This is a genomic window from Nocardioides sp. REDSEA-S30_B4, from assembly GCF_001627265.1.
Classification (GTDB): domain Bacteria; phylum Actinomycetota; class Actinomycetes; order Propionibacteriales; family Nocardioidaceae; genus Nocardioides.
Window position 1 is genome coordinate 16,051 of sequence record NZ_LUPI01000012.1, and the last position, 25,139, is coordinate 41,189.

23 protein-coding genes are annotated in these 25,139 nt (G+C 72.1%); 2 read left to right on the plus strand and 21 right to left on the minus strand.

Annotated elements, in window-relative coordinates; genetic code table 11:
• Positions 1 to 4: 4 nt before the first annotated feature.
• Positions 5 to 1,321 carry a histidinol dehydrogenase gene (gene hisD / locus A6R01_RS04055; protein ID WP_292603829.1) on the minus strand — a complete coding sequence of 439 codons (1,317 nt, stop codon included), beginning with the start codon at positions 1,319 to 1,321 and terminating at the stop codon, positions 5 to 7.
• 85 nt (positions 1,322 to 1,406) lie between these two features.
• Here hisD and A6R01_RS04060 point away from each other — a divergent pair, with 85 nt between their 5' ends.
• Both A6R01_RS04060 and ybaK read left to right on the plus strand, forming a co-directional pair.
• Complete coding sequence (locus tag A6R01_RS04060; protein WP_292603831.1) at positions 1,407 to 2,081, plus strand: LON peptidase substrate-binding domain-containing protein; 675 nt, start codon at positions 1,407 to 1,409, stop codon at positions 2,079 to 2,081.
• Between the two features lie 97 nt (positions 2,082 to 2,178).
• Positions 2,179 to 2,670, plus strand: a complete 492-nt coding sequence (ybaK, locus tag A6R01_RS04065; RefSeq protein WP_292603833.1) for a Cys-tRNA(Pro) deacylase — start codon at positions 2,179 to 2,181, stop codon at positions 2,668 to 2,670.
• A 72-nt stretch (positions 2,671 to 2,742) separates the two neighbouring features.
• On the opposite strand, the gene A6R01_RS04070 is transcribed toward ybaK, so the two are convergent.
• The 20 genes from A6R01_RS04070 to A6R01_RS04165 all read right to left on the minus strand — a co-directional run bounded on the left by A6R01_RS04070 (position 2,743) and on the right by A6R01_RS04165 (position 25,100).
• A complete protein-coding gene (locus A6R01_RS04070; protein WP_292603835.1) occupies positions 2,743 to 4,434 on the minus strand; it encodes a DUF3352 domain-containing protein in 1,692 nt (563 codons plus the stop codon).
• 6 nt (positions 4,435 to 4,440) lie between these two features.
• Complete coding sequence (locus A6R01_RS04075) at positions 4,441 to 5,013, minus strand: hypothetical protein (protein WP_292603837.1); 573 nt, start codon at positions 5,011 to 5,013, stop codon at positions 4,441 to 4,443.
• Positions 4,998 to 8,558 (minus strand): DNA polymerase III subunit alpha, encoded by a 3,561-nt coding sequence (dnaE, locus tag A6R01_RS04080; protein ID WP_292603839.1) that lies wholly within the window; start codon positions 8,556 to 8,558, stop codon positions 4,998 to 5,000. Before dnaE ends, A6R01_RS04075 begins: the two co-directional genes overlap by 16 nt.
• A gap of 173 nt (positions 8,559 to 8,731) precedes the next feature.
• Positions 8,732 to 9,469: a GNAT family N-acetyltransferase gene (locus A6R01_RS04085; RefSeq protein WP_292603841.1), complete on the minus strand. Its 738-nt coding sequence runs from the start codon at positions 9,467 to 9,469 to the stop codon at positions 8,732 to 8,734.
• On the minus strand, positions 9,459 to 10,397 hold the full coding sequence (locus A6R01_RS04090) for an RluA family pseudouridine synthase (protein WP_292603843.1): 939 nt from the start codon (positions 10,395 to 10,397) through the stop codon (positions 9,459 to 9,461). Before A6R01_RS04090 ends, A6R01_RS04085 begins: the two co-directional genes overlap by 11 nt.
• Complete coding sequence (gene lspA, locus A6R01_RS04095) at positions 10,394 to 10,900, minus strand: signal peptidase II (RefSeq protein WP_292603845.1); 507 nt, start codon at positions 10,898 to 10,900, stop codon at positions 10,394 to 10,396. Before lspA ends, A6R01_RS04090 begins: the two co-directional genes overlap by 4 nt.
• A 23-nt stretch (positions 10,901 to 10,923) precedes the next feature.
• Positions 10,924 to 11,352 (minus strand): TraR/DksA C4-type zinc finger protein, encoded by a 429-nt coding sequence (locus A6R01_RS04100; protein WP_292603847.1) that lies wholly within the window; start codon positions 11,350 to 11,352, stop codon positions 10,924 to 10,926.
• Between the two features lie 267 nt (positions 11,353 to 11,619).
• Entirely contained in the window at positions 11,620 to 12,369 is a 750-nt protein-coding gene (locus A6R01_RS04105; protein ID WP_292603849.1) for a DivIVA domain-containing protein, read from the minus strand.
• Between the two features lie 124 nt (positions 12,370 to 12,493).
• Positions 12,494 to 12,787 (minus strand): YggT family protein, encoded by a 294-nt coding sequence (locus tag A6R01_RS04110; protein ID WP_292603851.1) that lies wholly within the window; start codon positions 12,785 to 12,787, stop codon positions 12,494 to 12,496.
• Positions 12,788 to 12,825: 38 nt separating this feature from the next.
• Entirely contained in the window at positions 12,826 to 13,302 is a 477-nt protein-coding gene (gene sepF, locus A6R01_RS04115) for a cell division protein SepF (RefSeq protein ID WP_292603853.1), read from the minus strand.
• 57 nt (positions 13,303 to 13,359) lie between these two features.
• On the minus strand, positions 13,360 to 14,058 hold the full coding sequence (locus A6R01_RS04120) for a YggS family pyridoxal phosphate-dependent enzyme (RefSeq protein WP_292603855.1): 699 nt from the start codon (positions 14,056 to 14,058) through the stop codon (positions 13,360 to 13,362).
• Entirely contained in the window at positions 14,055 to 14,753 is a 699-nt protein-coding gene (gene pgeF / locus A6R01_RS04125; RefSeq protein ID WP_292603857.1) for a peptidoglycan editing factor PgeF, read from the minus strand. The genes A6R01_RS04120 and pgeF overlap by 4 nt, the downstream gene beginning before the upstream one ends.
• A gap of 2 nt (positions 14,754 to 14,755) precedes the next feature.
• A complete protein-coding gene (gene ftsZ / locus A6R01_RS04130; RefSeq protein ID WP_292603859.1) occupies positions 14,756 to 15,982 on the minus strand; it encodes a cell division protein FtsZ in 1,227 nt (408 codons plus the stop codon).
• A 294-nt stretch (positions 15,983 to 16,276) separates the two neighbouring features.
• On the minus strand, positions 16,277 to 16,996 hold the full coding sequence (locus A6R01_RS04135) for an FtsQ-type POTRA domain-containing protein (RefSeq protein ID WP_292603861.1): 720 nt from the start codon (positions 16,994 to 16,996) through the stop codon (positions 16,277 to 16,279).
• The gene (murC, locus tag A6R01_RS04140) at positions 16,993 to 18,420 is read right to left on the minus strand and encodes a UDP-N-acetylmuramate--L-alanine ligase (protein ID WP_292603863.1); all 1,428 of its coding nucleotides are present in this window, start codon (positions 18,418 to 18,420) and stop codon (positions 16,993 to 16,995) included. The genes A6R01_RS04135 and murC overlap by 4 nt, the downstream gene beginning before the upstream one ends.
• Complete coding sequence (gene murG, locus A6R01_RS04145) at positions 18,417 to 19,496, minus strand: undecaprenyldiphospho-muramoylpentapeptide beta-N-acetylglucosaminyltransferase (protein WP_292603865.1); 1,080 nt, start codon at positions 19,494 to 19,496, stop codon at positions 18,417 to 18,419. The genes murC and murG overlap by 4 nt, the downstream gene beginning before the upstream one ends.
• Positions 19,497 to 19,527: 31 nt before the next feature.
• Positions 19,528 to 20,793 (minus strand): putative lipid II flippase FtsW, encoded by a 1,266-nt coding sequence (gene ftsW / locus A6R01_RS04150; protein ID WP_292603867.1) that lies wholly within the window; start codon positions 20,791 to 20,793, stop codon positions 19,528 to 19,530.
• 32 nt (positions 20,794 to 20,825) lie between these two features.
• On the minus strand, positions 20,826 to 22,313 hold the full coding sequence (murD, locus tag A6R01_RS04155; protein ID WP_292603869.1) for a UDP-N-acetylmuramoyl-L-alanine--D-glutamate ligase: 1,488 nt from the start codon (positions 22,311 to 22,313) through the stop codon (positions 20,826 to 20,828).
• Positions 22,310 to 23,398, minus strand: coding sequence for a phospho-N-acetylmuramoyl-pentapeptide-transferase (mraY, locus tag A6R01_RS04160; RefSeq protein ID WP_292603871.1), 1,089 nt, complete (start codon positions 23,396 to 23,398; stop codon positions 22,310 to 22,312). Before mraY ends, murD begins: the two co-directional genes overlap by 4 nt.
• A gap of 145 nt (positions 23,399 to 23,543) precedes the next feature.
• Positions 23,544 to 25,100: a UDP-N-acetylmuramoyl-L-alanyl-D-glutamate--2,6-diaminopimelate ligase gene (locus A6R01_RS04165; protein ID WP_292603872.1), complete on the minus strand. Its 1,557-nt coding sequence runs from the start codon at positions 25,098 to 25,100 to the stop codon at positions 23,544 to 23,546.
• Positions 25,101 to 25,139 lie beyond the last annotated feature (39 nt).

Genomic DNA, 25,139 nt, shown 5'->3' on the forward strand with positions numbered 1-25,139 from the left:
TCCCCTAGCGCTGAAACCGGATGCGGACCGACTGCCCGTGGCCGGGCAGGTCCTCGGCCTCGGCCAGCGTCACGACGTGGTCGGCGACCGCCTCGAGGCCCTCGCGGGAGTAGTCCACGACGTGCACCGACTTGGTGAACGCGCGCACCGACAACCCCGAGGAGTGGCAGGCGCAGCCGCCGGTGGGCAGCACGTGGTTGGACCCGGCGCAGTAGTCGCCCAGCGCGGTCGGGGCGTAGTCGCCGATGAAGATCGCTCCGGCGTTGCGGATGCGGGCGGCGACGGCCGCAGCGTCACGGGTCTGGATCTCCAGGTGCTCCGAGGCGTAGGCGTCGCACACCTCCACGCCCTGGTCGAGGTCGTCGACCAGCACGATGCCGGACTGAGCACCGCCCAGGGCGACCTTCACGCGCTCGACGTGGCCGGTGGTGGCGACCTGCTTCTCGAGCTCGGCCTCCACGTCGTCGGCCAGCGTCTCGGAGTCGGTGACCAGCACGGCCGCGGCCAGCGGGTCGTGCTCGGCCTCGGAGATCAGGTCGGCGGCGACGTACGCCGCATCGGCGGTCTCGTCGGCGAGGATCGCGACCTCGGTGGGACCGGCCTCGGAGTCGACGCCGACCAGGCCCTTGAGGAGGCGCTTGGCGGTCACGACCCAGATGTTGCCCGGCCCGGTCACGAGGTCGACCTTGGCGCAGGGGCCGGTGCCGTAGGCGAACATGGCGATCGCCTGCGCGCCGCCCACGGCGTAGACCTCCTCGACCCCGAGCAGGGCGCAGGCCGCGAGGATGGTGGGGTGCGGCAGGCCGCCGAACTCCTTCTGCGGCGGGCTCGCCAGCGCCAGCGACGGGACGCCGGCCACCTGCGCCGGCACGACGTTCATCAGCACGCTGGAGACCAGGGGCGCGAGGCCACCGGGGACGTAGAGCCCGACGCGACCGACCGGGACCTTGCGGTGCACGACACGCGCGCCCGGGCCGAGGTCGGTGACGACGTCCTGCTCGAGCTCGGCCTCGCTGGCCACCCGCAGGCGGCGGACGGACTCCTCCAGCCCGGCGCGGATGGCGGGGTCGAGCTCCTCCAGCGCGCGGGTCATCTCCTCGACCGGCACCCGGATGTCGCTCTGGGTGACGCCGTCGAACTTCTGCGACATCTCCAGGATCGCCTCGAGGCCGCGGGTGCGGACCTCCTCGCAGATCGCATGCGTCGCCGGGACCGCTGCTTCCACGTCGAAGTCCGCACGCGGCAGGGCCGTCCGGTAGTCGAACGGCTCACCCGGCGTGCGGCCCGTGGCGGCGCTGCGCAGGTCGATCCGGCGAATCATGGGGCCAAGTCTACGAGCGGGCGGTGGCGCGCCCGAACCCGCGATGCCCCGATGGACACACCACCCATCCCCTAGGGTCGAAGACGTGACCTCGACGCTCCCGATGTTCCCGCTGAACTCGGTGCTGTTCCCGGGCGTCACCGTCCCCCTGCGGGTCTTCGAGGACCGCTACCGCGCGATGGTCCACCACCTGCTGCGCATCGAGGACCCCGCCGAACGGCTCTTCGCCTCCGTCGGCATCCGCGAGGGATACGAGGTCGGCGAGCACGGCGCCCAGTCGCTCTACCGCGTGGGGGTGCGGCTTCAGCTGACCGAGGCCGAGCAGCACGACGACGGCACCTTCTCGATCCTGGCGGTGGGCCGCGACCGCATCTCCCTGGAGCGGCTCGACAGCTCCGGTCTCTTCCCCCTCGGCCATGTCGAGGAGCGCCCCGAGGCGGTGCCGGTCATGGACCCGATGCTCGAGGCCGTGATGGAGCGGGCCCGGTCCACGTTCACCGCCTACCGTGCCGCGCTGGCCGCGATCCGGGCGGACCCGCACGAGGGCTCGCTGCCGCAGGACCCGACGTACCTCTCCTGGACGCTGTCGGCCAGCGCTCCCCTGCCGATGCCGGAGCGGCAGGGGCTGCTGGAGTGCGACGACCCGATCTCGCGCCTGGAGATGGTGACCGACCTGCTGCGAGCCGAGCTGCGCGCGATGAACGTCATCCCCTCCCTGCCCGCCACCGAGGTGGCCCGCACCCGCTGGTCGCCGAACTGAGCCGCCAGGAACCGTGCGAGGAACGAGCACGGTTCCGTGGGCGGTGAAGGTCGAGCAAGCGTCGCGACCCGGTGAGACGAAGGAGAACCTGACACCCATGGCCAAGAAGACGAAGCAGACCGCCGGCACCCCGGCGACCGTCGCCCTGACCCGCGCAGGCGTGGAGTTCACGGTCCACCCCTACGATCACGACCCCCGAGCGGAGTCCTACGGCCTGGAGGCGGCCGAGGCGCTCGGGCTGGCGCCGGAGCAGGTGTTCAAGACCCTCTTCGCGAGCCTCGACGGGCGGTTGGTCGTCGGTGTGGTGCCGGTGACCGGCCAACTGGACCTCAAGGCCCTGGTCCGGGCGCTGGGCGGGAGCAAGGCGGTGATGGCCGACCCGGCGGCGGCCGAGCGGGCGACAGGGTACGTCGTCGGCGGGATCTCCCCGGTGGGCCAGAAGCGGCAGCACCCGACGGTGGTCGACGAGTCCGCGCTGACCCACGACCGGGTCTACGTCTCCGGTGGCCGCCGGGGCCTGGACCTGGGCCTCTCCCCCGCCGACCTCGTGCGGATCACCTCCGCCGTGACTGCCCGCATCGGTCGCTGAACGACCCTCACACCCCCGCGGGCCCCTGCCCGCCGAACCGGCGTATTGATACGCCGGCTCAGCGTGAGCGGGTCAGTCGGTGGAGATGCGCAGCAGACCGCGCAGGCTGCCGTCGTCCTCGATCCAGGACGAGGAGCCCAGGGCGGCCAGCGGCTCCAGGTTGTCGCGGACCTCGGCCATGTCGTCCCCCTCGTCGAGGGGCTCCTCGACTCCGGGCAGGTCGCCGAACCCGGCGGTGAACGCGTCCTCCAGGGCCTCCATGAAGCCGATGGCCACCTCGGCCACCACGTCGATGTCGGCGTAGGCGACGCTCACCAGGCCGTCGGTCTCCGGCACCACGTCACGGAAGCGATCGCTGTCGCCGAGGTCGCCGCCCTCGGCGACCTCGTCGCGCCACGAGGCACTGGGGCCCACCGCCACCACGTCGTCGCCGGCACTGACACCGAGCAGGTCCGCGCCCGGGGCCTGGAAGGGACCGAGGAACGGACCCACCGCGTCGGCGAGGTCCTGCACCGCCTGCTCCTCACCGTCCATCACCAGCGCGAGCGGGATGGAGCCCAGGTCGCCCCGGAAGAGGTCGTTCGCGTCGACGTCGCCGCCGACGGCCAGGGCGATCGCGTCTCCCGCAGCCTCCTCGACCTCGTCGAGCCCGAGCCCGACGGTCTCCTGGAGCGCGAGCTCGACGTCGCCGGGCTCGAGGCCGGCGGTGGGGTCGGACTCGATGAGGTCGGCCAGCCAGCCGGTCCAGCCCTCCCCCAGGCCGTAGGCGTAGACCAGCGAGGTGTCCTCGGGCAGGTCCTCGACCAGCGTCCCCGCGTCGCCGTCGAAGGCGTCCAGCAGCTCGGACTCGCCCATCGACCCGGCCAGCTCCAGCTCGAGCCCGCCGTCGTCGAAGCGCACCTGGGCGATGCCGCCCTCGAACTGCTCGGCGGCCTCGACCACCTCGGCGGGAGGCTCGGAGGGAGCGCCCAGGCTCGGGTCGAAGCCCATGACCGCCTCCCAGTTGTCCAGCAGCAGCGTCCCGGCCCCGGGTGCGGCGTACATCGTGAGCAGGCCGGCGTCGAGCTCGCCCGTCCAGCGCTGGAAGTCCTCGTCGTCGGCCAGCGTGCCCTCGTCCTCGACCAGCTCGCCGGCCCGACGGAGGTCCTCCTCGGTCTCGGCGACGAGCATCCAGCCGTCCTCCACGGAGTACGCCGTCGAGTCCTGCTCCCCGACGCACTCGGTGACCGCGGCGATGCCCTCCGTGGCCGCGTCCTCGTCGCGCACCTCGAGGGCGATCAGCGGCGAGGGAGTGTCCGTGGTCAGGGCGACGGCCGCCAGGCCGATCCGCTCCCCCAGCCACGGCTCGATGTCTTCGTCGTAGGAGAGGCCGTCGCAGCCGGACTCCGCGATGAGGAGGTCGGCCAGCTCCTCGCGCAGGTCGATCTCGCCCAGGTCGCCGTCGAGACCCAGCTCCTCGGCGATCAGGGGGAACTTCTCCAGGGTGCGCAGGGCCTCCAGCTTCTGGCTGCCGCTCGGGTCCAGGGTCAGCCCGACGTAGCCGACCGCGGACGCCGGCAGCGCCTCGGCGGCCTGTGCTCCCTCGTCGAGGAACCACCGGGCGCCGAAGGCAGCGCCACCGACGGCGGCGAGGCCGAGGCCGGCGAGCACCGGCACGAGCACCTTGCGGCGACGGCCCGGACGGTCACGGTCGAGCGGACGACCCCCGCCCTGCTCGAGAAGCTCCGGCTGCCCGCCGTCGTGCGGATCGGGGGTGTGGCTCATGGGGGACTACTCCCGGTGTCGCCCAGGGATGAGGAGGAAGACCGCGCACAGCGCCACGAGCGAGGCGAGCGGCCACACGAGCAGGGCCCCTGGAGATCCCAGCGCGAGGTGGTCGGGCAGCACGGTACCCCGCTCGGCGGTCAGCGCGAGGACCTGAGGGTCGGCCGGGCCGAGCCGGGTCCCGACCTGCCACATGAGGACGGCGGCCACCACCGAGCCGCCGGCCACCGTGCCGAGCACCAGCAGCTCGTCGCGCCGGGCGAGCAGCGCCATGAGGCCGCCGAGGACCAGCCCGGCGGCACCGCCGATGACCACGAACAGCCCGGTGCCGGAGAACTGGTTGCGCAGCCCCGCGGGGTCGTAGCGGAACTCCGAGTCCACGACGAACCACTCGCGGCGCACCACCAGCCCCTGGCTGGGCTGCCACAGGTGCTCCCACAGGACCCCCAGGCCGGCACCGGTGAGGGCGAAGAGTCCGAGCACGAGGGCGGCCCGCAGCCAGGCCCTCCGCGTCTCGGGGGACGCGGGCACGGAGGTCACCCGGATCGGGGCCGAGGAGTCGGTCAGCTGGTGAGACACCCGGGCCCCAGCAGCTGCTTGAGGTCCGCGAACAGCGCCGGCGTCGGGGTGACCCGCAGCCGGTCGTCGAGCCTCATGACGAGGGTCTGCTCACGCTTCATCAGCCGCAACCGTACTTCGGTCATCCCAGGATGGGTGGCGAGCACGTCGCGCAGCTGCTCCACGACGGGGCCGGTGCACCGGGTGGAGGGCAGCGAGATCACGACCGGCCCCGATGGCCCGTCGGTGATGTCGGGGACCGACACCTCCTGGCCGTGGATCTCCGGCTGGTCCTTGCTCTTGGACAACCGGCCCTTGACCGTGAGGATCGCGTCCTCGACGAGCAGGGTGCTGGCCAGCTGGTAGGAGCTGGGGAAGAGCAGCACGTCGATCGCGCCGTCGAGGTCCTCCAGCGTCACCATCGCCCAGGCGTCGCCGCGCTTGGTGATCTTGCGCTGCACCGAGGTGACCAGGCCGCTGATGCAGATCGGGGACCCGTCGGCCCGTGACTCGTCGAGCATCAGCTCGCCGATGGTGCAGTCGGTGCCCTGGGAGAGCACGTGCTCCAACCCGAGCAGCGGGTGGTCGGACACGTAGAGGCCGAGCATGTCCCGCTCGTGGCCGAGCAGGGTCATCTTGTCCCACTCGTCGATGTCGGGGATCGTCACGCTGACCCCGAAGGAGCCGGAGTCCTCCTCGTCGAGCCCCCCGAACAGCGAGTCCTGGCCGATCGCCTCGTTGCGCTTGATGTCGACGTACTGGTCGACGGCCGTCTCGTGGATCGCCACCAGCGCCTTGCGGCGGTGCTTCATCTCGTCGAAGGCACCCGCCTTGATCAGCGACTCCATCACCCGCTTGTTGCACACGTGCGCGGGCACCTTGGACAGGAAGTCGTTGAAGTCGGTGTAGCGGCCCTTCTCCTCGCGCGCGGAGACGATGCCGTCGACGACGTTGCCGCCGACGTTGCGCACCGCGGTGAGGCCGAAGCGGATGTCGGTGCCGACGGGGGTGAAGTTGGCCGCCGACTCGTTGACGTCGGGCGGCAGGACCTGGATCTTCATCCGCCGGCACTCGTTGAGGTAGATCGCCGACTTGTCCTTGTCGTCGCGCACCGAGGTGAGCAGCGCGGCCATGTACTCGGCCGGGTAGTTGGCCTTGAGGTAGGCGGTCCAGTAGGAGACCAGGCCGTACGCCGCGGAGTGGGCCTTGTTGAACGCGTAGTCGGAGAACGGCAGCAGGATGTCCCACAGCGTCTTGATCGCCGCGTCGGAGTAGCCGCGCTCCTTCATGCCGCCGGAGAAGCCCTCGAACTGCTTGTCCAGCTCGGCCTTCTTCTTCTTGCCCATGGCGCGACGCAGGATGTCTGCTTGTCCGAGGCTGTAGCCGGCGAGCTTCTGGGCGATCGCCATGACCTGCTCCTGGTAGACGATGAGACCGTAGGTCTCCCCCAGGACGTCCTCGAGCGGCTCGGCGAGCTCGGGGTGGATCGGCTCGACCGGCTCGCGGCCGGTCTTGCGGCGGGCGTACTTGTTGTGGGAGTCCGCACCCATCGGACCCGGTCGGTAGAGCGCGCCGACGGCGGAGATGTCCTCGAAGGTGTCGGGCCGCATCGAGCGCAGCAGCGCGCGCATCGGTCCGCCGTCGAGCTGGAAGACGCCGAGGGTGTCGCCGCGCTGCAGCAGCGCGTACGTCGCCGGGTCGGTGAGCGGGAGCTCCTCGAGGACGACGTCCTCGCCCCGGTTGGCCTTGATGTTCTTCACGGCGTCGTCCATCACCGTGAGGTTGCGCAGCCCGAGGAAGTCCATCTTGATCAGGCCGAGGCCCTCACAGGTGGGGTAGTCGAACTGGGTGATCATCGCGCCGTCGGCCGGCCGCTTCAGCAGCGGGATCACGTCGATCAGCGGCTCGCTGGACATGATGACGCCGGCGGCGTGCACGCCCCACTGCCGCTTGAGGCCCTCGATGCCGATCGCGGTGTCGACCACGCGCTTGACGTCGTTGTCGGCGTCGTAGAGCTGCCGGAACTCCCCACCCTCGCCGTAGCGCTTGTGCTGGGGGTCGAAGATCTCCTGCAGCGGGACGTCCTTGCCCATCACCGCGGCCGGCATCGCCTTGGTGATGCGGTCACCCATCGCGAAGGGGTAGCCGAGGATGCGCGAGGAGTCCTTGACGGCCTGCTTGGCCTTGATGGTGCCGTAGGTGACGATGTAGCTGACCCGGTCATCGCCGTACTTCTCGGTGACGTACTTGATGACCTCGCCGCGCCGGCGCTCGTCGAAGTCGATGTCGAAGTCGGGCATCGAGACACGGTCGGGGTTGAGGAAGCGCTCGAAGATCAGGCCGTGCTCGAGCGGGTCGAGGTCGGTGATCCGCAGGGCGTAGGCGACCATCGAGCCCGCACCCGAGCCTCGGCCCGGCCCCACGCGGATGCCGTGGTCCTTGGCCCAGTTGATGAAGTCGGCGACGACGAGGAAGTAGCCCGGGAAGCCCATCTGAGTGATGACGCCCAGCTCGTACTCGGCCTGCTTGCGGACCTTGTCGGGCACGCCGCCGGGGTAACGGTGCGAGAGACCTGTCTCGACCTCCTTGACCAGCCAGGAGTCCTCGTTCTCCCCCGGCGGGCAGGGGAAGCGCGGCATGTACTTGCCGACGGTCTCGGTGAACTGCACGTCGCAGCGCTCGGCGATGAGCAGCGTGTTGTCGCAGGCGGCCGGGAAGTCGCGCCACAGCTCGCGCATCTCGGCGGCGGACTTGATGTAGTAGCCGTCGCCGGAGAAGGCGAAGCGCTGGCCGGGGCCGTCACCGGCGGGGATGTCCATCGTCGAGCCGGAGTTGATGCACAGCAGGTGCTCCTGGCTGGCGGCGTCCTCGCGGTTGACGTAGTGGGAGTCGTTGGTGGCCAGCAGCGGGATCTTGAGGTCGTCGGCGAGGCGCAGCAGCCCGTCGCGGACCCGGCGCTCGATGTCGAGGCCGTGGTCCATCAGCTCGAGGAAGTAGTTGTCCCGGCCCAGGATGTCCTGGAAGTCGCCGGCCGCCTTGCGGGCGGCGTCGTAGTTGCCGTAGCGCAGGTGCACCTGCACCTCGCCCGAGGGGCAGCCGGTGGTGCCGATGATGCCCTTGGAGTGCTGGGCCAGCAGCTCGCGGTCCATGCGGGGGTGCTTGAAGAAGCCGTCGCGCCACGATCCGGTGGAGAGCCGGAAGAGGTTGTGCATCCCCTCGGTCGACTCGCTGAGCAGCGTCATGTGCGTGTAGGCACCGCGCGCCGAGACGTCGTCGGGGCCACCGTCGTAGAAGTTGACGCCCTTCTTCTCGAAGCGGCTGATGTTGGGGGTGAAGTAGGCCTCGATGCCGATGATCGGCTTGACCCCCGCGGCCTTGGCCTTGGAGTAGAACTCGTAGGCGCCGAACACGTTGCCGTGGTCGGTCATCGCCACCGCCGGCATGCCCAGGTCGGCGGCCCGCTGGGTGAGGTCGCCGAGGCGGGCGGCGCCGTCGAGCATGGAGTACTCGGTGTGGACGTGCAGGTGGACGAAGGAGTCCTTGGAGGCGGCGGGCCCTGACGGCATGGTCGCGCTGCATCCCTTCGGGGGTCGTCGAGTGGGCAGGAATGAGTCGGCCGAGCCGGAGCCCGACGCCGATCCCGGGGAAGGGGATCAGACTACGCGAGCCGACAGCCGGAGACTGCCAGGGCGCTCCGACAGTCCGGGCCGCGGGGCCGTCGTCGCCGTCCTGTCCGGTCTCAGTCGGCGGCGGCGTCGAGGGACTCCTCGACGACCACCCGCACGATCCGCTCCAGCCGGTCGATCCCGAGGGCCGGTGCCCGGGTCGCGAGGTGCTCGGCCACCGCGCGCTCGCGGGCCGGGTCACGGCGGGTGCTGCTCTTCAGCGGCTGGATGGCGCGGGTCAGCGCCGCCCGGCGGGCCAGCAGGTCGCCGAGCTGGGCGTCGACCTCGTCCACCAACCCGCGCAGGAACGCCACCGGGTCCTCCCCGGGCCAAGCCAGGCGCACGTCGGGCTCACCCTCCTCGTTGGCCGATCCGTCGGTGCGCTCGAGCTCGACCAGACCGTGACGGGCGTAGAACTCACGGGCCGGCCGGTTGCTCTCGAAGACCCACAGGCAGAAGCCTTCGGGCTGCCGGGCCGTCACCAGGTCCAGGAGCGCCGCGCCCACACCGGTGCCCTGGTGGGCGGGCTGGACGTAGAGGTCGTCGAGCCAGCCGGCGGTCGTGCGGGCGTAGCCCACCGGCACGCCCTCGACCTCAGCGACCCAGGTCTCGGCACCGGGCGCGTGGTCGGCCACGCGCTCACGCAGCCAGCGGCGTACGTCGTCGTCGGAGTGGACCGGGTCCGGCATCGGCGCCGCGCGGCGGGCCAGCAGGTGGATGAGCGCCAGGGCGTCGGCGTCGTCCTCGTCGGCCGGCCGCAGGACGAGCTCCGACTCCGCCACCGGAGCCGGCGCGGCCTCGTCAGTGGGCATCGCGGATGACCTCGAGCGCGGCGGCGAGGTCGTCGGGGTAGGTCGACTCGTACTCGACCTCGTCACCGGAGTCCGGGTGGGTGAAGCCCAGCTTCACCGCGTGCAGCCACTGCCGCTCCAACCCGACCCGACGGGCGAGGACCGGGTCGGCGCCGTAGGTGAGGTCGCCGACGCAGGGGTGCTTGAGCGCGCTCATGTGGACCCGGATCTGGTGGGTGCGTCCGGTCTCGAGGTGGATCTCCAGGAGACTGGCGAACCGGTGGGCCTCGAGGGTCTCGTAGTGGGTGACCGAGGCCCGACCGTCGGCCATCACCGCGAACTTGTAGTCGTGCTTGGGGTGCCGCCCGATCGGGGCGTCGACCGTGCCCTGCAGCGGGTCCGGGTGGCCCTGGACCAGCGCGTGGTAGGTCTTGTCCACGGTGCGGTGGCGGAAGGCGTTCTTGAGCACGGAATAGGCGTGCTCGGACTTGGCGATGACCATCACTCCGGACGTGCCCACGTCGAGGCGCTGGACGATGCCCTGCCGCTCGGACGCGCCGCTGGTGGCGATGCGGAAGCCGGCTCCGGCCAGGTGGCCGACGACGGTAGGGCCGCCCCAACCCGGAGATGGGTGCACGGCGACCCCCACGGGCTTGTCGATCACGACGATCGAGTCGTCGTCGTGGATGATCTTGATCCCCTCGACGATCTCGGGGACGACCTCGAGGGGGTCGACCAGGCTCGGGATCGTCACGTCGAGCATCGCGCCCGGCAGGACCCGGTCGCTCTTGCCGACGTCATGGCCGTCCAGACGCACCAGACCGCCCGCGATGAGGTCGGCCGCGCGGGTGCGCGAGACACCGAACATGCGGGCGATGGCGGCGTCGACGCGCTCGCCCGCGAGCCCGTCGGGCACGGAGAGCGTGCGCTGCTCGGAGGCCTGGGTCATGCGCTCTCCTCCTCGACGTCGCGGGTCCCGTCGAGGCGTACGCCGCGGAACGCCTGGAGCAGGATCACGCCGGCCGCCACGTTGATGCAGATGTCGGCGATGTTGAAGACCGGCCAGTTCGGCAGCATCAGGAAGTCGATGACGTGGCCGCGCATCGGACCCGGCTCGCGCAGGACGCGGTCGGTCAGGTTGCCGCTCACGCCCGCCAGCAGGAGCCCCAGCCCCACGGCCCACAGGACGCTGCGCACGCGCAGGCTGAGGTAGAGGACGACGCACACCGCGACCACCGCCAGGCAGCTGAGCACGACGGTGTACTCGGTGCCGGTGCTGAACGCCGCCCCCGGGTTGCGGGTGAGGTGCAGGACCAGGAGGTCGCCGACCAGCGGCACGTCCGGACGGCCGTCGAGGTGACGCACGGCGAGCACCTTGGTGAGGATGTCGACGGCGTACAGGGTGAGCGCGACGAGCGCGAGCACCCAGCGGGCCCGGACCGGGGACGTCATGGGGCGGAGGGGATCCTCCGGGGCTATCGCCGCTCCTCGCGCTGCTTGCATGTCATGCACAGTGTGGCACGGGGGAAGGCCATCAGACGAAGCTTGCCGATGGGCTGGCCGCACGACTCGCACACGCCGTAGGTGCCGTCCTCGATGCGCGCCAGCGCCCGATCGATCTGCGCGAGCTTCTCGCGCTCGCTGTTGAGCACGCTCATCTCGTGGTCGCGCTCGAACGTGGTGGCGCCGAGGTCGGCCTGGTCCTGCCCGGCCCCGTCACCGGAGTCACGCATGAGGCCCGACAGCTCGTCCTCCTGCTCGGCGACGATCTCCAGGCTGTGGGCGCGCTGCTCCTCGAGCTCGGCCATCACCTCGGCCAGCTCGGCAGGGGTCCAGGCGTCCTCGCCCTCCTTGACCACCAGGGTGTCGGCAGCGGCCTCGGGGGCAGGTGTCGGCTTCTTCACGGGAGCAGTCTTCTTGCTCGGGGCCTTCTTCGCAGGGGTTTCCGCGGGTGCTGCAGCCTTCTTTGCGGCCGCATCCTTCTTCGCGGGCGCTGCCTTCTTCGCGGGCGCGGCCCGACTCCCCTCGACAGGCCCGCCGGTGGCCGACAGGCTCGATCAGATGTTGGCCGGAGGCTAGTGGCTGCGGCCCCACCACTCAACGCGCCTCGCCGAAATGCCACGAGGCCGGCTCCTGGACGGAACCGGCCTCGTGGACGAGGTGAGGAGGACTCAGCCCTCCTCCTCCCCGAGGATCGAACGCAGCCGCTTGGGAGCGGGGGCGTCCTCGGAGGGCGCGTCGTCGGCGCTGCCCTCGAGGGCCTCGAGCTGCTGGGTGAAGTAGCTGCGCAGGCGGGAGCGGTACTCGCGCTCGAAGGAGCGCAGGCGGTCCACCTCGGCGGCCAGCTTGTCGCGCTCGCGCTCGAGGTCGCCGAACATCTGCTGACGGCGCTCGGCGGTCTCGGAGTCGAGCATCTGCGCACGGGTGCGGGCGTCGGCCTCCATGCGGTCGGCCTTGGTCTTGGACTCGCTCTCGAGCCGCTCGGCCTTGGTGCGGGCCTCGCCGATGATCTTGTCGGCCTGGTCCTTGGCGTCCTCGACGAGCTCGTCGGCGTTGCGCGTGGCGATCTCGAGCAGTCGCGCGGCGGCGTTGGACGCCTCCGGCACGGTCTCGACCCGGATCGTCTCCACGGGGCTGGAGGCAGCGACGACGGGCTCCGGCTCGGGTGCCTTGGCCGGCTCCGGGGTCTTGGCCGGCTCGGGCTCGGCCACCGGGGCGGGCGGCGTGAACGCCTCGGTCGGCGCTCCTCCGGCCTGCACCTGGGAGAGCTGGACGCGCAGGTCGTCGTTCTCCTTCGTGAGGCGGGCCAGCTCGGCCTCCACCTCGTCGAGGAACTGGTCGACCTCCCCCATGTCGTAGCCCTCACGGAGGCGGACGGGCGTGAAGCGCTTGTTGCTCACGTCCTCGGGCGTCAGCGGCATGACCTCACCCATTCGTTGTCGTCTGCAGCGGTGGTCTGGTCGACCACCACACCTGTCGGTCGAACAATAGCGTCCCTGGTGGGACTGGTGGGACTCACGGGTCCCGGGCGGCGCGGCGAGGGTCTCAGGACAGCAGCAGGCTGTCGTTGACGTTGAGCAGGACCCACGCGATGACCAGCACGAGCAGGAAGCTCAGGTCGAGCGCGAAGTTGCCCAGCCGCAACGGCGGAATCACCTTGCGCAGCGCCTTGATGGGCGGGTCGGTCACCGAGTAGACGACCTCCAGCACCACCAGCAGCGGCCCGGTCGGCTGCCACTGACGGGCGAAGACCATCACCCAGTCGACGATGAAGCGGACCCACATCAACGCGATGAACACGAAGAGGACCACGTGGATGATCGAACCGGCGACGTACACGTCGGTGAAACTCTCCTCGTCAACGCCCGCGAGGGCGCTCAGCTCTGGTTGAAGAAGCCACCCTCGACGATGCGCTCCTTGTCCTCGGCCGCGACCGAGACGTTGTGCGGCGAGAGCAGGAACACCTTGTTGGTGACACGCTCGATGGTGCCACGGGTGGCAAACACCAGGCCCGCGGCGAAGTCGACCAGGCGCTTGGCGTCGGAGTCGTCCATCTCGGTGAGGTTCATGATCACCGGGATGCCCTCGCGGAAGTGCTCACCGACGGTGCGCGCCTCGTTGTAGGTGCTCGGGTGCAGGGTCGTGATGCGGGACAGCTCAGCCACCACCGGGGTCGGGGCCGCCGTCGGGCGACGGCGCTCGGAGAGGTCGGAGACGGGCGCCGGACGGGCGGCCCGCGGGGAGGCGACGGGTCGGGTCTCGACGGTCTCGTCGTGGCCGTCGTACTCGTCGTACCGGCCGGTGTCCTCGACGAGACCGAGGTACTCGCCGATCCTGCGCATCGCGCCGCTCATGAGTCGTGTCCTCCGGGATCGAGCGCCCCGGTGACGGGACGCTGGTTGTAGTGAACGCTAACGGTCGAGCGGCCTGGAACCGAGGATTGCCGAGCCGACACGCACGTGTGTCGCACCGACGGCGATCGCGGGCTCCAGGTCCCCGCTCATGCCCGCGGACAGGACGTCCGCGGAGGGGTGGTGGTCGAGGAAGGTCGAGCGGACCCCGGCCAGGCGGTCGAAGGCCGCGGACGGCTCCTCCCCCAGCGGCGCGACGGCCATCAGGCCCCGCAGCCGCAGGTGCTCGGCGGCCACCACGGCATCGGCCAGCGCCGCGAGGTCGGCGGGGTCCGCGCCCGCCCGGTGCTCGGCCCCGGGAGGGTCGAGGGAGACCTGGAGCAGGACGTCGACCGGACGCCCGCGCTCCTGCGCGCCCCGGTCGAGCCGCCCCACGAGCTTGGTGCGGTCCAGGGACTCCACGACGTGGGCGTAGCGGGCCACGGCGCCGGCCTTGTTGGACTGCAGCCCGCCGATGTAGTGCCAGCGCAGGTCGAGGTCGGCGCACTCGGCGGCCTTGGCCTCGGCCTCCTGGTGGCGGTTCTCGCCGACGTCGGTGACGCCGAGGTCGGCGAGCAGCCGCACGTCTGAGGCGGGGAAGAACTTGGTGACAGCGACGAGGGTGACCTCACTCGTGTCGCGGCCGGCCTCGGCGCACGCCCGCTCGATCCGTCCGCGGACCTGCGCGAGACCGTCTGCGAGCTCCTCGCGGCGGCTCATGGCGCACCTCCCGAGGTCCACACCAGGCCGGCGAAGCGCCCGGCCCGGTCACCGTCGCGACGGTAGGAGTGCAACGTCTCCTCCTCCAGCGTGCAGCGCGCGACCTCGTGGACCGTCACTCCGTGGGCCTCGAGCTGGGCACGGACGCCGGCACCGAGGTCGAGACCGGGCGTGCCGCGGCGCGTCTCGGCGTACGTCGTGGGGACCAGCGCGGCGACCTCGGCCCGCATGTCCTCGGGGACCTCGTAGCAGGCGCCGCACACGTGCGGGCCGACCCAGGCCTCGAGGTCACCGGCCCCCAGGTCGCGCATCGTCGCCACGGTCCTGCCCACGATGTCGAGGGCCACCCCCTTGCGACCGGCGTGCACCGCGCCGAGCACGCCGGTGCGCGGGTCGGCCAGCACGACCGGGACGCAGTCGGCGACCCGCACCATCAGGCCGAGCCCGGGCGTGGAGGTGACCAGCGCGTCGGCGGTCGGAACCTGACCGGTGGGCTCGGGGCCCGGGTGGTCCACGACGAGCACGGTGTCGCCGTGGACCTGGTTCATCCGCGCGAACCGCACCCCGCAGGCCGCCTCGAGCTCGGGGAGGCTGTCCTCGAACGCCGGGCGCAGGCCCTGGAGGTCGAGGGTGGAGTCGGTGAAGGCGACGTCCACACGGACGTCGCCCTCCCGGTGGTCGCGGTGGGAGAACACCCCTACTTCAAGAAGTCCGGGACGTCGAGGTCGTCGTCGTCGAACTCGACCTGGCGCGGGGCCGGGCGGGGCGACGGCGTCGCGGGGCGAGCCGACTGCTGCCCGCCGGGCTGACCGCTGGACTGGGACGGCTGGGACGGCTGGGCGGGGCTCGAGGTCGCCTGCGGCGCCTCGTCGGTACGCCGCTGGGCGACCGCGGCGGCGACGGCCGCCCGGGTCTCCTCCTGCGTCTGCTGCGGCTTGGGCTCGCGGCGCAGCACGGTGCCCTCGTCGCGACGCTTGGGGGTGCCGCCGTCGAAGCCGGCGGCGATCACGGTGACCCGGACCTCGTCGCCGAGGGCGTCGTCGATCGTGGCGCCGAAGATGATGTTGGCCTCGGGGTGGACCGCCTGGGCGACCAGGGCCGCCGCCTCGTTGATCTCGAACAGGCCGAGGTCGGAGCCACCGGCGATCGAGAGCAGCACGCCGTGGGCGCCGTCGATGCTCGCCTCGAGCAGCGGCGAGGACACGGCCATTTCCGCAGCGGCGACCGAGCGGTCCTCGCCACGGGCCGAGCAGATGCCCATCAGCGCCGAGCCGGCGTTGGCCATGACCGACTTCACGTCGGCGAAGTCGAGGTTGATCAGGCCCGGGGTGGTGATCAGGTCGGTGATGCCCGAGACACCCTGCAGCAGCACCTGGTCGGCCTGCTTGAAGGCGTCGAGGACCGACACGTTGCGGTCGGAGATCGACAGCAGGCGGTCGTTGGGGATCACGATGAGGGTGTCGACCTCGTCGCGCAGCGCCGCGATGCCCTCCTCCGCGGAGTTGGCACGGCGGCGGCCCTCGAAGGCGAAGGGGCGGGTGACGACACCGATGGTCAGGGCGCCCAGCGAGCGGGCGATGCGCGCGACGACGGGCGCGCCGCCGGTGCCGGTGCCGCCGCCCTCGCCGGCGGTGACGAAGACCATGTCGGCCCCCTTGAGGACCTCCTCGATCTCGTCGGCGTGGTCCTCGGCGGCCTTGCCGCCGACCTCGGGGTTGGCGCCCGCGCCGAGGCCGCGGGTGAGCTCGCGACCGATGTCGAGCTTCACGTCGGCGTCGCTCATGAGCAGCGCCTGCGCGTCGGTGTTGATGGCGATGAACTCCACGCCCTTCAGACCGACCTCGATCATCCGGTTGACGGCGTTCACACCACCACCACCGATACCGACGACCTTGATGATGGCCAGGTAGTTCTGTGCTGCCACGGCTCTCGCCTCTCGAATCCGAACGTTGGGTGGGTGCTGGTCTGGGTGCCAGGGGGCTGGCTCGCCGGGGACGTCCGCTGCAGTCGCCCTCGGCCTCGTACGCCGGTCTCAACTCTGACCCTCAGGCTGAGGGTTATAGTTATGTCAACCTCGTCGTGCCCATGACAGTAGGAGTCGTGGGCCACGGATCCGCGCAGACACGCCCGGACACGCCGCCCGGAGATTTCGGTCGAACCGGCGTATCAACACGCCGGCTCGGCACCCCTCCCCCGCGGACGCGGGCTGGCGGGCTGGCTACTGGCGCGTGGTGGGGTTGCTCGGGACCGAGACGTCGTAGACCGACGCCTCCTGGCCGAGCAGGACCTCGAGGACCTCGGCTTTCTGGGCGGAGTCCTCGGCGCTCCCCCACACCACCGTCCGCCCGTCACGCAGCGCGAGCTCGATCTGGTCGACGGTGGCGACCGAGACGTGGTCGACCCGCGGGGCGAGGTCGTCGGGCAGCGCCGAGACCACGGCCGCCGCCTCGCGCAGGCTCTCGCTGGTCGCCCCTGAGGAGGTCTGCACACGGGGCAGGTCGGCCGGGGGTGCCTTGAAGTCGCGGAAGACCACGCCGTCCTCGTCCAGCCCGCGCAGGGTGGTGCCGATCTGCACCACCGCGACCGCCTGCCGCTCCACGACGGTGATCTCCACGGTGTGCGGCCACCCGCGCACCACGTCGACCTCCTTGACGATCGCCAACGACTGGACCCGCGTCGAGATGGCTCCCAGGTCGACGCGCGCCAGCGGCTCGTCGAGGGGCACCGCCGCCACCCGCTCGACCTCGCTGACCGAGAGCTGGTCGGCGCCGGTCACGGTGACCTGCTCTGCGCGCAGCCAGGCGGAGAACCACACGGCGTACGTCGCCAGCCCGAGCAGGCCGAGCACCAGCAGCGCGGCCAGGGCGCGGCGCCAGGACAGCCAGCGGCGCGCCCAGCGCCGCCGGGTGAACGCCCGGCGGGTGCGGTCCTGGCTCACGGGCGGGTCCGGGCCAGCAGGTCGAGCACCTGCGGTCCGACCTCGGTGATGCTGCCGGCGCCGAGGGTCAGCACGACGTCACCGGGGCGCGCCCGCGAGACGAGCTCGGCGGGCACGTCGGCCTGGTCGGGGACGAAGGCCACGCGCTCGGGCGGCAGGGGGACGGCGCCGGCGACCAGCGCACCGGTCACCTCGGGGTCGGGGTCCTCGCGGGCGAGGTAGACGTCGAGGACGACCACCTCGTCGGCGGCGCCGAGCGCCTCGCCCATCGCGCGGCCGAAGAGCCGGGTGCGCGAGACCAGGTGCGGCTGGTAGGCCACGACCACGCGTCCCTCCCCCGCCAGCGACCGCGCGGCCTCCAGGTCGCCGGCGATCTCGATCGGCTGGTGCGCGTAGGAGTCATAGACGCAGACGCCGTCGACCTCGCCCTTGAGCTCCATGCGACGGCCGGTGCCGGTGAAGGACTCCAGGCCGGCGCGCAGGCCCTCGAAGGGCTGGTCCAGCCTCAGTCCGGCGGCCAGCGCCGCCAGCGCGTCGAGGACGTAGTGGCGGCCCGGGATGCGCAGAGTCACGCGGCCCAGCTCCACGCCACGGTCGACGACGGTGAAGGCGGAGGTGCCGCCCTCCAGGACCACGTCGACCGCGCGGACCTCGGCGTCCTCGGACTCCCCCACCGCGACGAAGCGCAGGTCGCGGGCCTCGGCCACGGCCCGCAGCGCGGCCGCCCCCGGGTCGTCGACGCAGGCGACGAGGAAGCCGTGACCGTCGATGCGGCCGACGAACTCGGTGAACGCGGCGCGGTAGGCCTCCTCGGTGCCCCACTGGTCGAGGTGGTCGGCGGCCACGTTGGTGACGATCGCCGCGAACGGGGAGTAGACGAGGAACGCCCCGTCGCTCTCGTCGGCCTCGGCCACGAAGAGCGACCCCGCACCGGCGTCGGCGTTGCGGCCGGTGGTGGAGAGCAGGCCGCCCACGGCGTACGTCGGCTGTGCGTCGCAGGCGAGCAGCGCGCAGGTGAGCAGGGAGGTCGTCGTGGTCTTGCCGTGCGTGCCGGCGACGGCGACCACCCGGCGGCCGGCCATCGTGGCGGCCAGGCCGGCCGAGCGCGGCAGCAGCCGCAGCCCGCGCCGGCGGGCCTCGGCAACCTCGGGGTTGTCCTCGCGGGCCGCCGTGGTGACCACGACCGAGTCGCCGGCCCCGAGGTCGCCGAGGTGCTCGGCGGCGTAGCCGCGGTGGATCGTCACGCCGAGCTCGCGCAGGCTGGGAAGGAAGGGGGTGTCCGCGTCGTCGGACCCGGTGACCTCCACGCCGGTGGCCGCCATGATCCGCGCGATCGCGGACAGGCCCGCGCCGCCGATGCCGACGAAGTGGACCCGGCCGAGGTCGTCGGCGGGGAGGATCTCGTCGGGGACGGGGAGCCTCATGCCGAGCGCCCCGCAGCCTCGAGGACGATGCGGGCCAGGGCCTCGTCGGCGTCGCGCGGCACGAGCGAGGCGGCCGCCGCGCTCATCGCCGAGAGCCGGGACGGGTCGGTGAGCAGCGGGACGGCGTGCTCGACGACCCAGGCGGTGGTGAGCTCGGCGTCCTCGACCAGCAGCGCCCCGCCGGCCTCGACGACCGGCACGGCGTTGAGCCGCTGCTCGCCGTTGCCGATCGGCAGCGGCACGAAGACCGCGGGCAGGCCGGTGGCGGCCGCCTCGACCACCGAGTTGGCACCCGAGCGGCAGACGGTGAGGTCGGCCGCGGCGAGCGCGAGGTCCATCCGGTCGCAGAAGTCGAGCACGACGTAGGGGACGTCGGTGGGCACCGGCTCGGCTCCCCCGTGCTTGCCCTGCACGTGGAGCACCTGGACACCCGCCTCGGCCAACGCCGTCGCCGCACCCGAGACCGAGCGGTTGAGGCTCTGGGCGCCCTGCGACCCGCCGGTGACCATGAGTGTGGGCCGGTCGGGGTCGAGCCCGAAGAACGCGCGCGCCTCGGCACGCACGGCCGCGCGGTCGAGCGTGGAGATCATCCGACGGATGGGCAGGCCGACGTACTCGCCTCCCCGGAGCGGGGTGTCGGGGAAGCTGGTGCAGACCCTGGTCGCCACGCGGGCGCCGACCTTGTTGCCGATGCCGGGCAGCGCGTTCTGCTCGTGCACCACGATCGGCAGCCGGCGCCGTCGGGCGGCGAGGTAGGCGGGCACCGAGACGTAGCCGCCGTAGCCGACGACGACGTCCGGACGGACGCGGTCCAGGACGTCGTACGTCGCCCGGACCGCGGCGCGGAGCCGACCGGGGACCTTGAGCAGGTCGGCGCCGGGGCGCCGGGGCAGGGGCACCGGGGGCACCAGCTCGAGGGGGTAGCCGGCGGCCGGGACCACGGTGTTCTCCAGGCCGCGGGGCGTGCCGAGGCAGGTGATCTCCGCCGCGGGCTCCAGCCGGCGCAGGGCGTCGGCGGTCGCGAGCAGGGGCGAGGTGTGGCCGGCGGTGCCGCCGCCGGCGAGGAGGATGCGCATCGGGGCCGACTCTAGGGATCGCGGGGGCGGGTCAGGAGACCCGACCCGCCGAGACTCCGGTCGAGCGTGACCGACGACGCGCGGCCAGGGCGCGCGCCGCCTCGGGCTCGCGCCGGGCGAAGCCGATCAGCAGCCCCAGGGCCGCCAGGGACGGCAGCAGCGAGGAGCCGCCGTAGGAGACCAGCGGCAGCGGCACCCCGATGACGGGCAGGAGCGCGAGCACCATGCCGACGTTGATCATCATCTGGCCCAGCAGCCACACCACGATGCCGAAGGTCGCGTAGCGCACGAACGGGTTCTCGGTGCAGCGGGCGACCCGGAGCGCGGCGAAGGCGATGGTCAGGAACAACCCCACCACCAGCAGGGTGCCGACGAGCCCGAGCTCCTCGCCGAGCACGGCGAAGATGAAGTCGGTGTGGGCCTCCGGGAGGTCGCCCCACTTCTGCTGCGAGGCGCCGATGCCCTGGCCGAACCAGCCTCCGCTGGAGAGGGCGTAGAGGCCGTGGGCGGGCTGCCAGCCGGTGTCGTGGAAGTCGGCGAAGGGGTCCATGAAGGTGGTCAGGCGCGCCCAGCGCTCGCCGTCGGTGACCGCGAAGCCGGCGGCGATGGTTCCGACGACGGCGAAGATGAGCACGAAGAAGCGCATCGGGGCGCCGACCACCCAGAGCATGCCCATGAGGATCGCGCCGAAGACCAGGGCGGTGCCGAGGTCGCGCCCGGCCACGACCAGACCGGTCGCCAGGAACATCCCGGGGACCACGGGCACCACAAGCTGGTGCAGGTTGCCGAGCCGGCGCTCCTTGTTGGCGTAGACGGTGGCCGCCCACAGGATCAGCGCCAGCTTGGCCACCTCGGAGGGCTGCATCTGCAGCGGGCCGACCCCGAGCCAGTTGCGGTTGCCGTTGATCTCGCGGCCCAGGAAGATCGTGAGGAACAGCAGCACCAGCGACAGGACGTAGACCCACACCGAGATGAAGCCCAGCGGCAGGCGTGAGGCCACGAAGGCGGCCGGGAGCCCGATGAGCAGCCACATCAGCTGGCGGCGCACGACCGCGTAGGAGTCGCCGTCGTTGAAGCGGTAGGAGTAGACGCTGGAGGCGCTCAGCACCATGATCAGGCCGATGGTCAGCAGCAGCGCGGACGCACCCAGCAGCAGGTAGTACGACGTCAGGGGCTTGTCGAGCGCCTCGCGCAGCGAGACCAGCCACGCGAACCGGCCGCCGGCGCCCTCACCGTCCCGCTCGCCGCGCAGCTCGCCGGGAGTCATCAGCCGGGTCTCGTCGGCGGTGGTGCTCACCTGGCGCTCCTGCTCCTCGTGCGGGTCGTGCGTCAGCCTCCGAGGTGGGCCCGGACGGCCGCGGCGAACGCGTCACCGCGGGCGCCGTAGTTGGCGAACTGGTCCATCGAGGCGCACCCCGGGGCCAGCAGCACCGTGTCGCCCGGCTGGGCGAGCGACGCTGCGGCCTCGACGACGCGACCCATCGGACCGTCTCCACCATCAGTCACACCAGTCTCATCGCTCCCGACCCGGATGACCGGCACATCGGGCGCGTGTCGGGCCAGTGCCTCGGCGACGACGTCGGCGTCGCGGCCCAGTAGCACCGCCCCGCGAAGCCGGTCGCGCACCGAGGCGACCAGGTCCTCGAAGCGCGCGCCCTTCGCCAGGCCTCCCGCCACCCACACGACAGGGTCGTAGGCACGCAGGGAGGAGAGCGCGGCGTGCGGATTGGTGGCCTTGGAGTCGTCGACCCAGGTGATGCCGTCCTGCTCGGCGACGACCGCGATGCGGTGCCCGTCGAGGGAGAAGCCGCGCAGCCCGTCGCGCACCGCCTGCTGCGAGACGCCGTGGGCGCGTGCGAGGGCCGCGGCGGCCAGCGCGTTGAACACCACGTGCGGAGCCGGGCTGGGCAGGTCGTCGACCGTGCACAGCTCGGCGGCGCTGGTGGAACGCTCCTCGATGAAGGCGCGGTCCACGAGCAGGCCCTCGACGACCCCGAGCATCCCGGGCTGGGGCATCCCGAGGGTGATGCCGATGGCCCGGGCTCCCTCGACCACGTCGGCGTCGCGGACGAGCTGCTCGGTGGTCGGGTCGGCGACGTTGTAGACGCAGGCCCGCTGCACCCGCTCGAAGACACGGCCCTTGTCGGCGGCGTACTCGGTCATCGAGGGGTACCAGTCGAGGTGGTCCTCGGCGACGTTGAGCACCGCGGCGGACTCGGCGCTCATCGAGTCGGTGTAGTGCAGCTGGAAGCTGGAGAGCTCCACGGCGAGCACGTCGTGAGGCACGGGGTCCATGACGGCCTCGACCAGGGGCAGCCCGACGTTGCCGGCGGCGACGCTGCGCAGGCCGGCCTGTCGGAGGATCGCGTCGAGCATCTGGACCGTCGTGGTCTTGCCGTTGGTGCCGGTGACCGCCAGCCACGGGGTGTCGTGGTCGGGGTGGCGCAGCCGCCAGGCCAGCTCCACCTCGCCCCACACCGGGATGCCGCGGTCACGGGCCTCCACCAGCAGCGGGCTGTCGGGCCGCCAGCCGGGCGAGGTGATGACGACGTCGACGTGGTCGAGGTCGGTGGGCAGGGCGGCAGTCGTGCCGGGCCCGAGGCGTACGTCGGCCCCGAGGACGCCGAGCAGCTCGGCCTGCTCCTCCTTGCCGGCGGCGTTCTCGTCCAGCGCGGTGACCGAGGCCCCGAGGTGGGTGAGGTTGTCCGCGGCGGCGAACCCGGAGACGCCGAAGCCGGCGACGACGGCCCGCACACCCTCCCAGGAGTCGGTCTGCCCGAGGGCCTGGAGGTCGTGGCGGGGACGGTCGGCGCTCACGTGCCCGCGACCCACTCGGCGTAGAAGATCCCGAGGCCACCGGCGACGCACAGGCCGGCGAGGATCCAGAACCGGATCACCACGGTGACCTCCTCCCAGATCATCTCGAAGTGGTGGTGGATGGGCGCGATGCGGAAGAGCCGCCTGCCGGTGCCGGTGAGGCGCCGGGTGGCCTTGAACCAGGTGACCTGCAGCATCACCGAGACCGTCTCCATGACGAAGACGCCGCCGAGCACGATGAGCAGCAGCTCGGTGCGGGTGAGGATCGCCAGGCCGGCGAGCGCCGCGCCGAGGGCCAGCGAGCCGGTGTCGCCCATGAAGATCTGTGCGGGCGCGGCGTTCCACCACAGGAAGCCGAAGCAGGCGCCGGTGATGGCCGCGGCGATCACCGCCAGGTCGAGCGGGTCGCGCACCTCGTAGCACTTGCCGTAGGTGATGTCCTCCAGGCGGCACCACTGGTTGTTCTGCCAGATGTTGACGATGGTGTAGGCACCGAAGACCATCACGCTGCACCCGGTGAGCAGCCCGTCGGCGCCGTCGGTGAGGTTGGTGGCGTTGCTCGTGGCGATGACCATCAGCAGGATCAGCGCCACCACGACCACCGCAGGCAGGACGAAGCTGTCGAAGTCGCGGATGAAGGACAGCGAGAACGACGCCGGACGCTGCCCGCGGTCGTCCTCGAGCAGCGGGCTGAGCGCCAGGATGCCGAAGGCGAGACCGACCACGGTCTGGCCCACGATCTTGGCCTTGCTGCGCAGGCCCAGGCTGCGCTGCTTGTAGATCTTGATGAAGTCGTCGAGGAAGCCCACCAGGCCGGTGCCGACGAAGAGCAGGAGCAGCAGCAGCGCGGAGGCGCTGGGCGTGCTGACGGTGATGATCTTCGCCGCGAAGTAGCCGATGACGCTGGCGCCGATGAGGACGACACCGCCCATCGTGGGGGTGCCGCGCTTGACGTGGTGGGTCGTCGGCCCGTCGTCACGGACCTCCTGGCCGTAGCCCATCTTCGTGAACTGCCGGATGGCGTAGCGGGTGCCGATCAGCGAGATCAGCAGCGAGATGCCGCCCGCCAGCAGGATCGCCCTCACCGCTCGTCCACCTCCGCGCGCCCGTGCGCCGTCGTCTCTCGCGACCTGGTCGGTCGGTTGTCCTGTGACCCGGGTGCGGGCCGTCGACCATCTTGGCGCATGGCGCCGGGTCCGCCACCACGCCCCGCCGCGCGGGTGGGGATCCTCACGCCGGCCCGCGGCGGTCGGGGCGTGCCGGGAGGGCGCGGAGCGCCTCGAGCGCGACCTCGCGGTCGTCGAAGGGGTGCACGGTGCCGTGCACCTCCTGACCGGTCTCGTGGCCCTTGCCCGCGATCAGCACGATGTCGCCGGGTCGGGCCTGCGCGACGGCGTGGGCGATCGCGGCTCGCCGCTCCCCCACCTCCAGCCCCTCGGCCCGCCGGTCGGAAGGCACCTGCTCGGCGCCGGCCAGGACCGCGGCGCGGATGCTCGCCGGGTCCTCGGTGCGCGGGTTGTCGTCGGTGACCACGACCAGGTCAGCCAGCCGGGCGGCGATCTCCCCCATCAGCGGGCGCTTGCCGGTGTCCCGGTCCCCGCCCGCCCCGATCACCACGAGGACGCGCCCCTCGGTGAGCGGTCGCAGGGCCCCGATGGCCGCCTCGACGGCGTCCGGCTTGTGCGCGTAGTCGACGACGACCTCGAAGTCCTGACCGGCGTGCACCGACTCCAGCCGCCCCGGGACCCCGGCCAGCCCGCTGATGCCGCGTGCGACGGGGGCGGGCTCGAGCCCCGCCTCCCCGGCCGCGACCACCGCGGCGAGCGCGTTGGAGACGTTGTAGCCGCCGGCCAGGGGGACGCCCCCCTCGATCCGCAGCCCACCGGGGCCGGCCACCGTGAAGTCGGTGCGACTCGGGGCGGGGTGCACGTCGACGGCGTGCCAGTCGGCGTCGGTGCCCGCGACCGACACCGTCGCGACGGGCAGCGAGGTGCGGCCTGCCAGGAGCCGTCCGTGCTCGTCGTCGACGCAGACCACGGCGCGGCGGGCACGCTGGGGCGTGAACAGGGACGCCTTGGCCTCGAAGTACTCCTCCACGGTGTCGTGGAAGTCGAGGTGGTCACGGCCGAGGTTGAGGAACACCGCCACGTCGAAGACCACGCCGTCGACCCGTCCCAGCACCAGCGCGTGGCTGGAGACCTCCATGGCGCAGACCTGCACCCCGCGCTCGACCATCAACGCGAACAGGCCGTGCAGGTCCGGCGCCTCGGGCGTGGTGAGAGCCGTCTTCACGTCCTCGCCGGCGATGCGGGTCCCGACCGTGCCGACCACCGCGGCGACGTGGCCGGCGGCGGCCAGACCGCCCTCGAGGAGGCGGGTCGTGGTCGTCTTCCCCTGGGTGCCCGTCACCCCGATCATCGTCAGCCTCCGGGCGGGGTGGCCGTAGACCTCCGCGCTCACCGCCCCCAGGACGCCCCGCGGGTCGTCGACGACCAGGGTGGGCGTGCCCTCGGGCAGCCGGTCGGCACCGGCCGGGTCGGTCAGCACGGCGACCGCCCCCGCGGCCAGGGCCTCGACCGCGAAGTCCGCCCCGTGCGCCCGCGCCCCCGGCAGCCCCGCGTAGAGGTCGCCGGGCCGGACCCGTCGGGTGCTCAGGGTGACACCGGTGACCTCGACCGTCTCCGGCTCCCGGCCGCGCCAGGTGGCTCCGGGGCAGGCGCGCGCGGCGAGCTCGCCCAGCGTCGTACGAGGCGGGTGGGTGGGGCGGGGATTCGGGTCGCTGCTCACGGTCGGACCACCCTAGGGACGGGCGGGGCCGGCCACCAC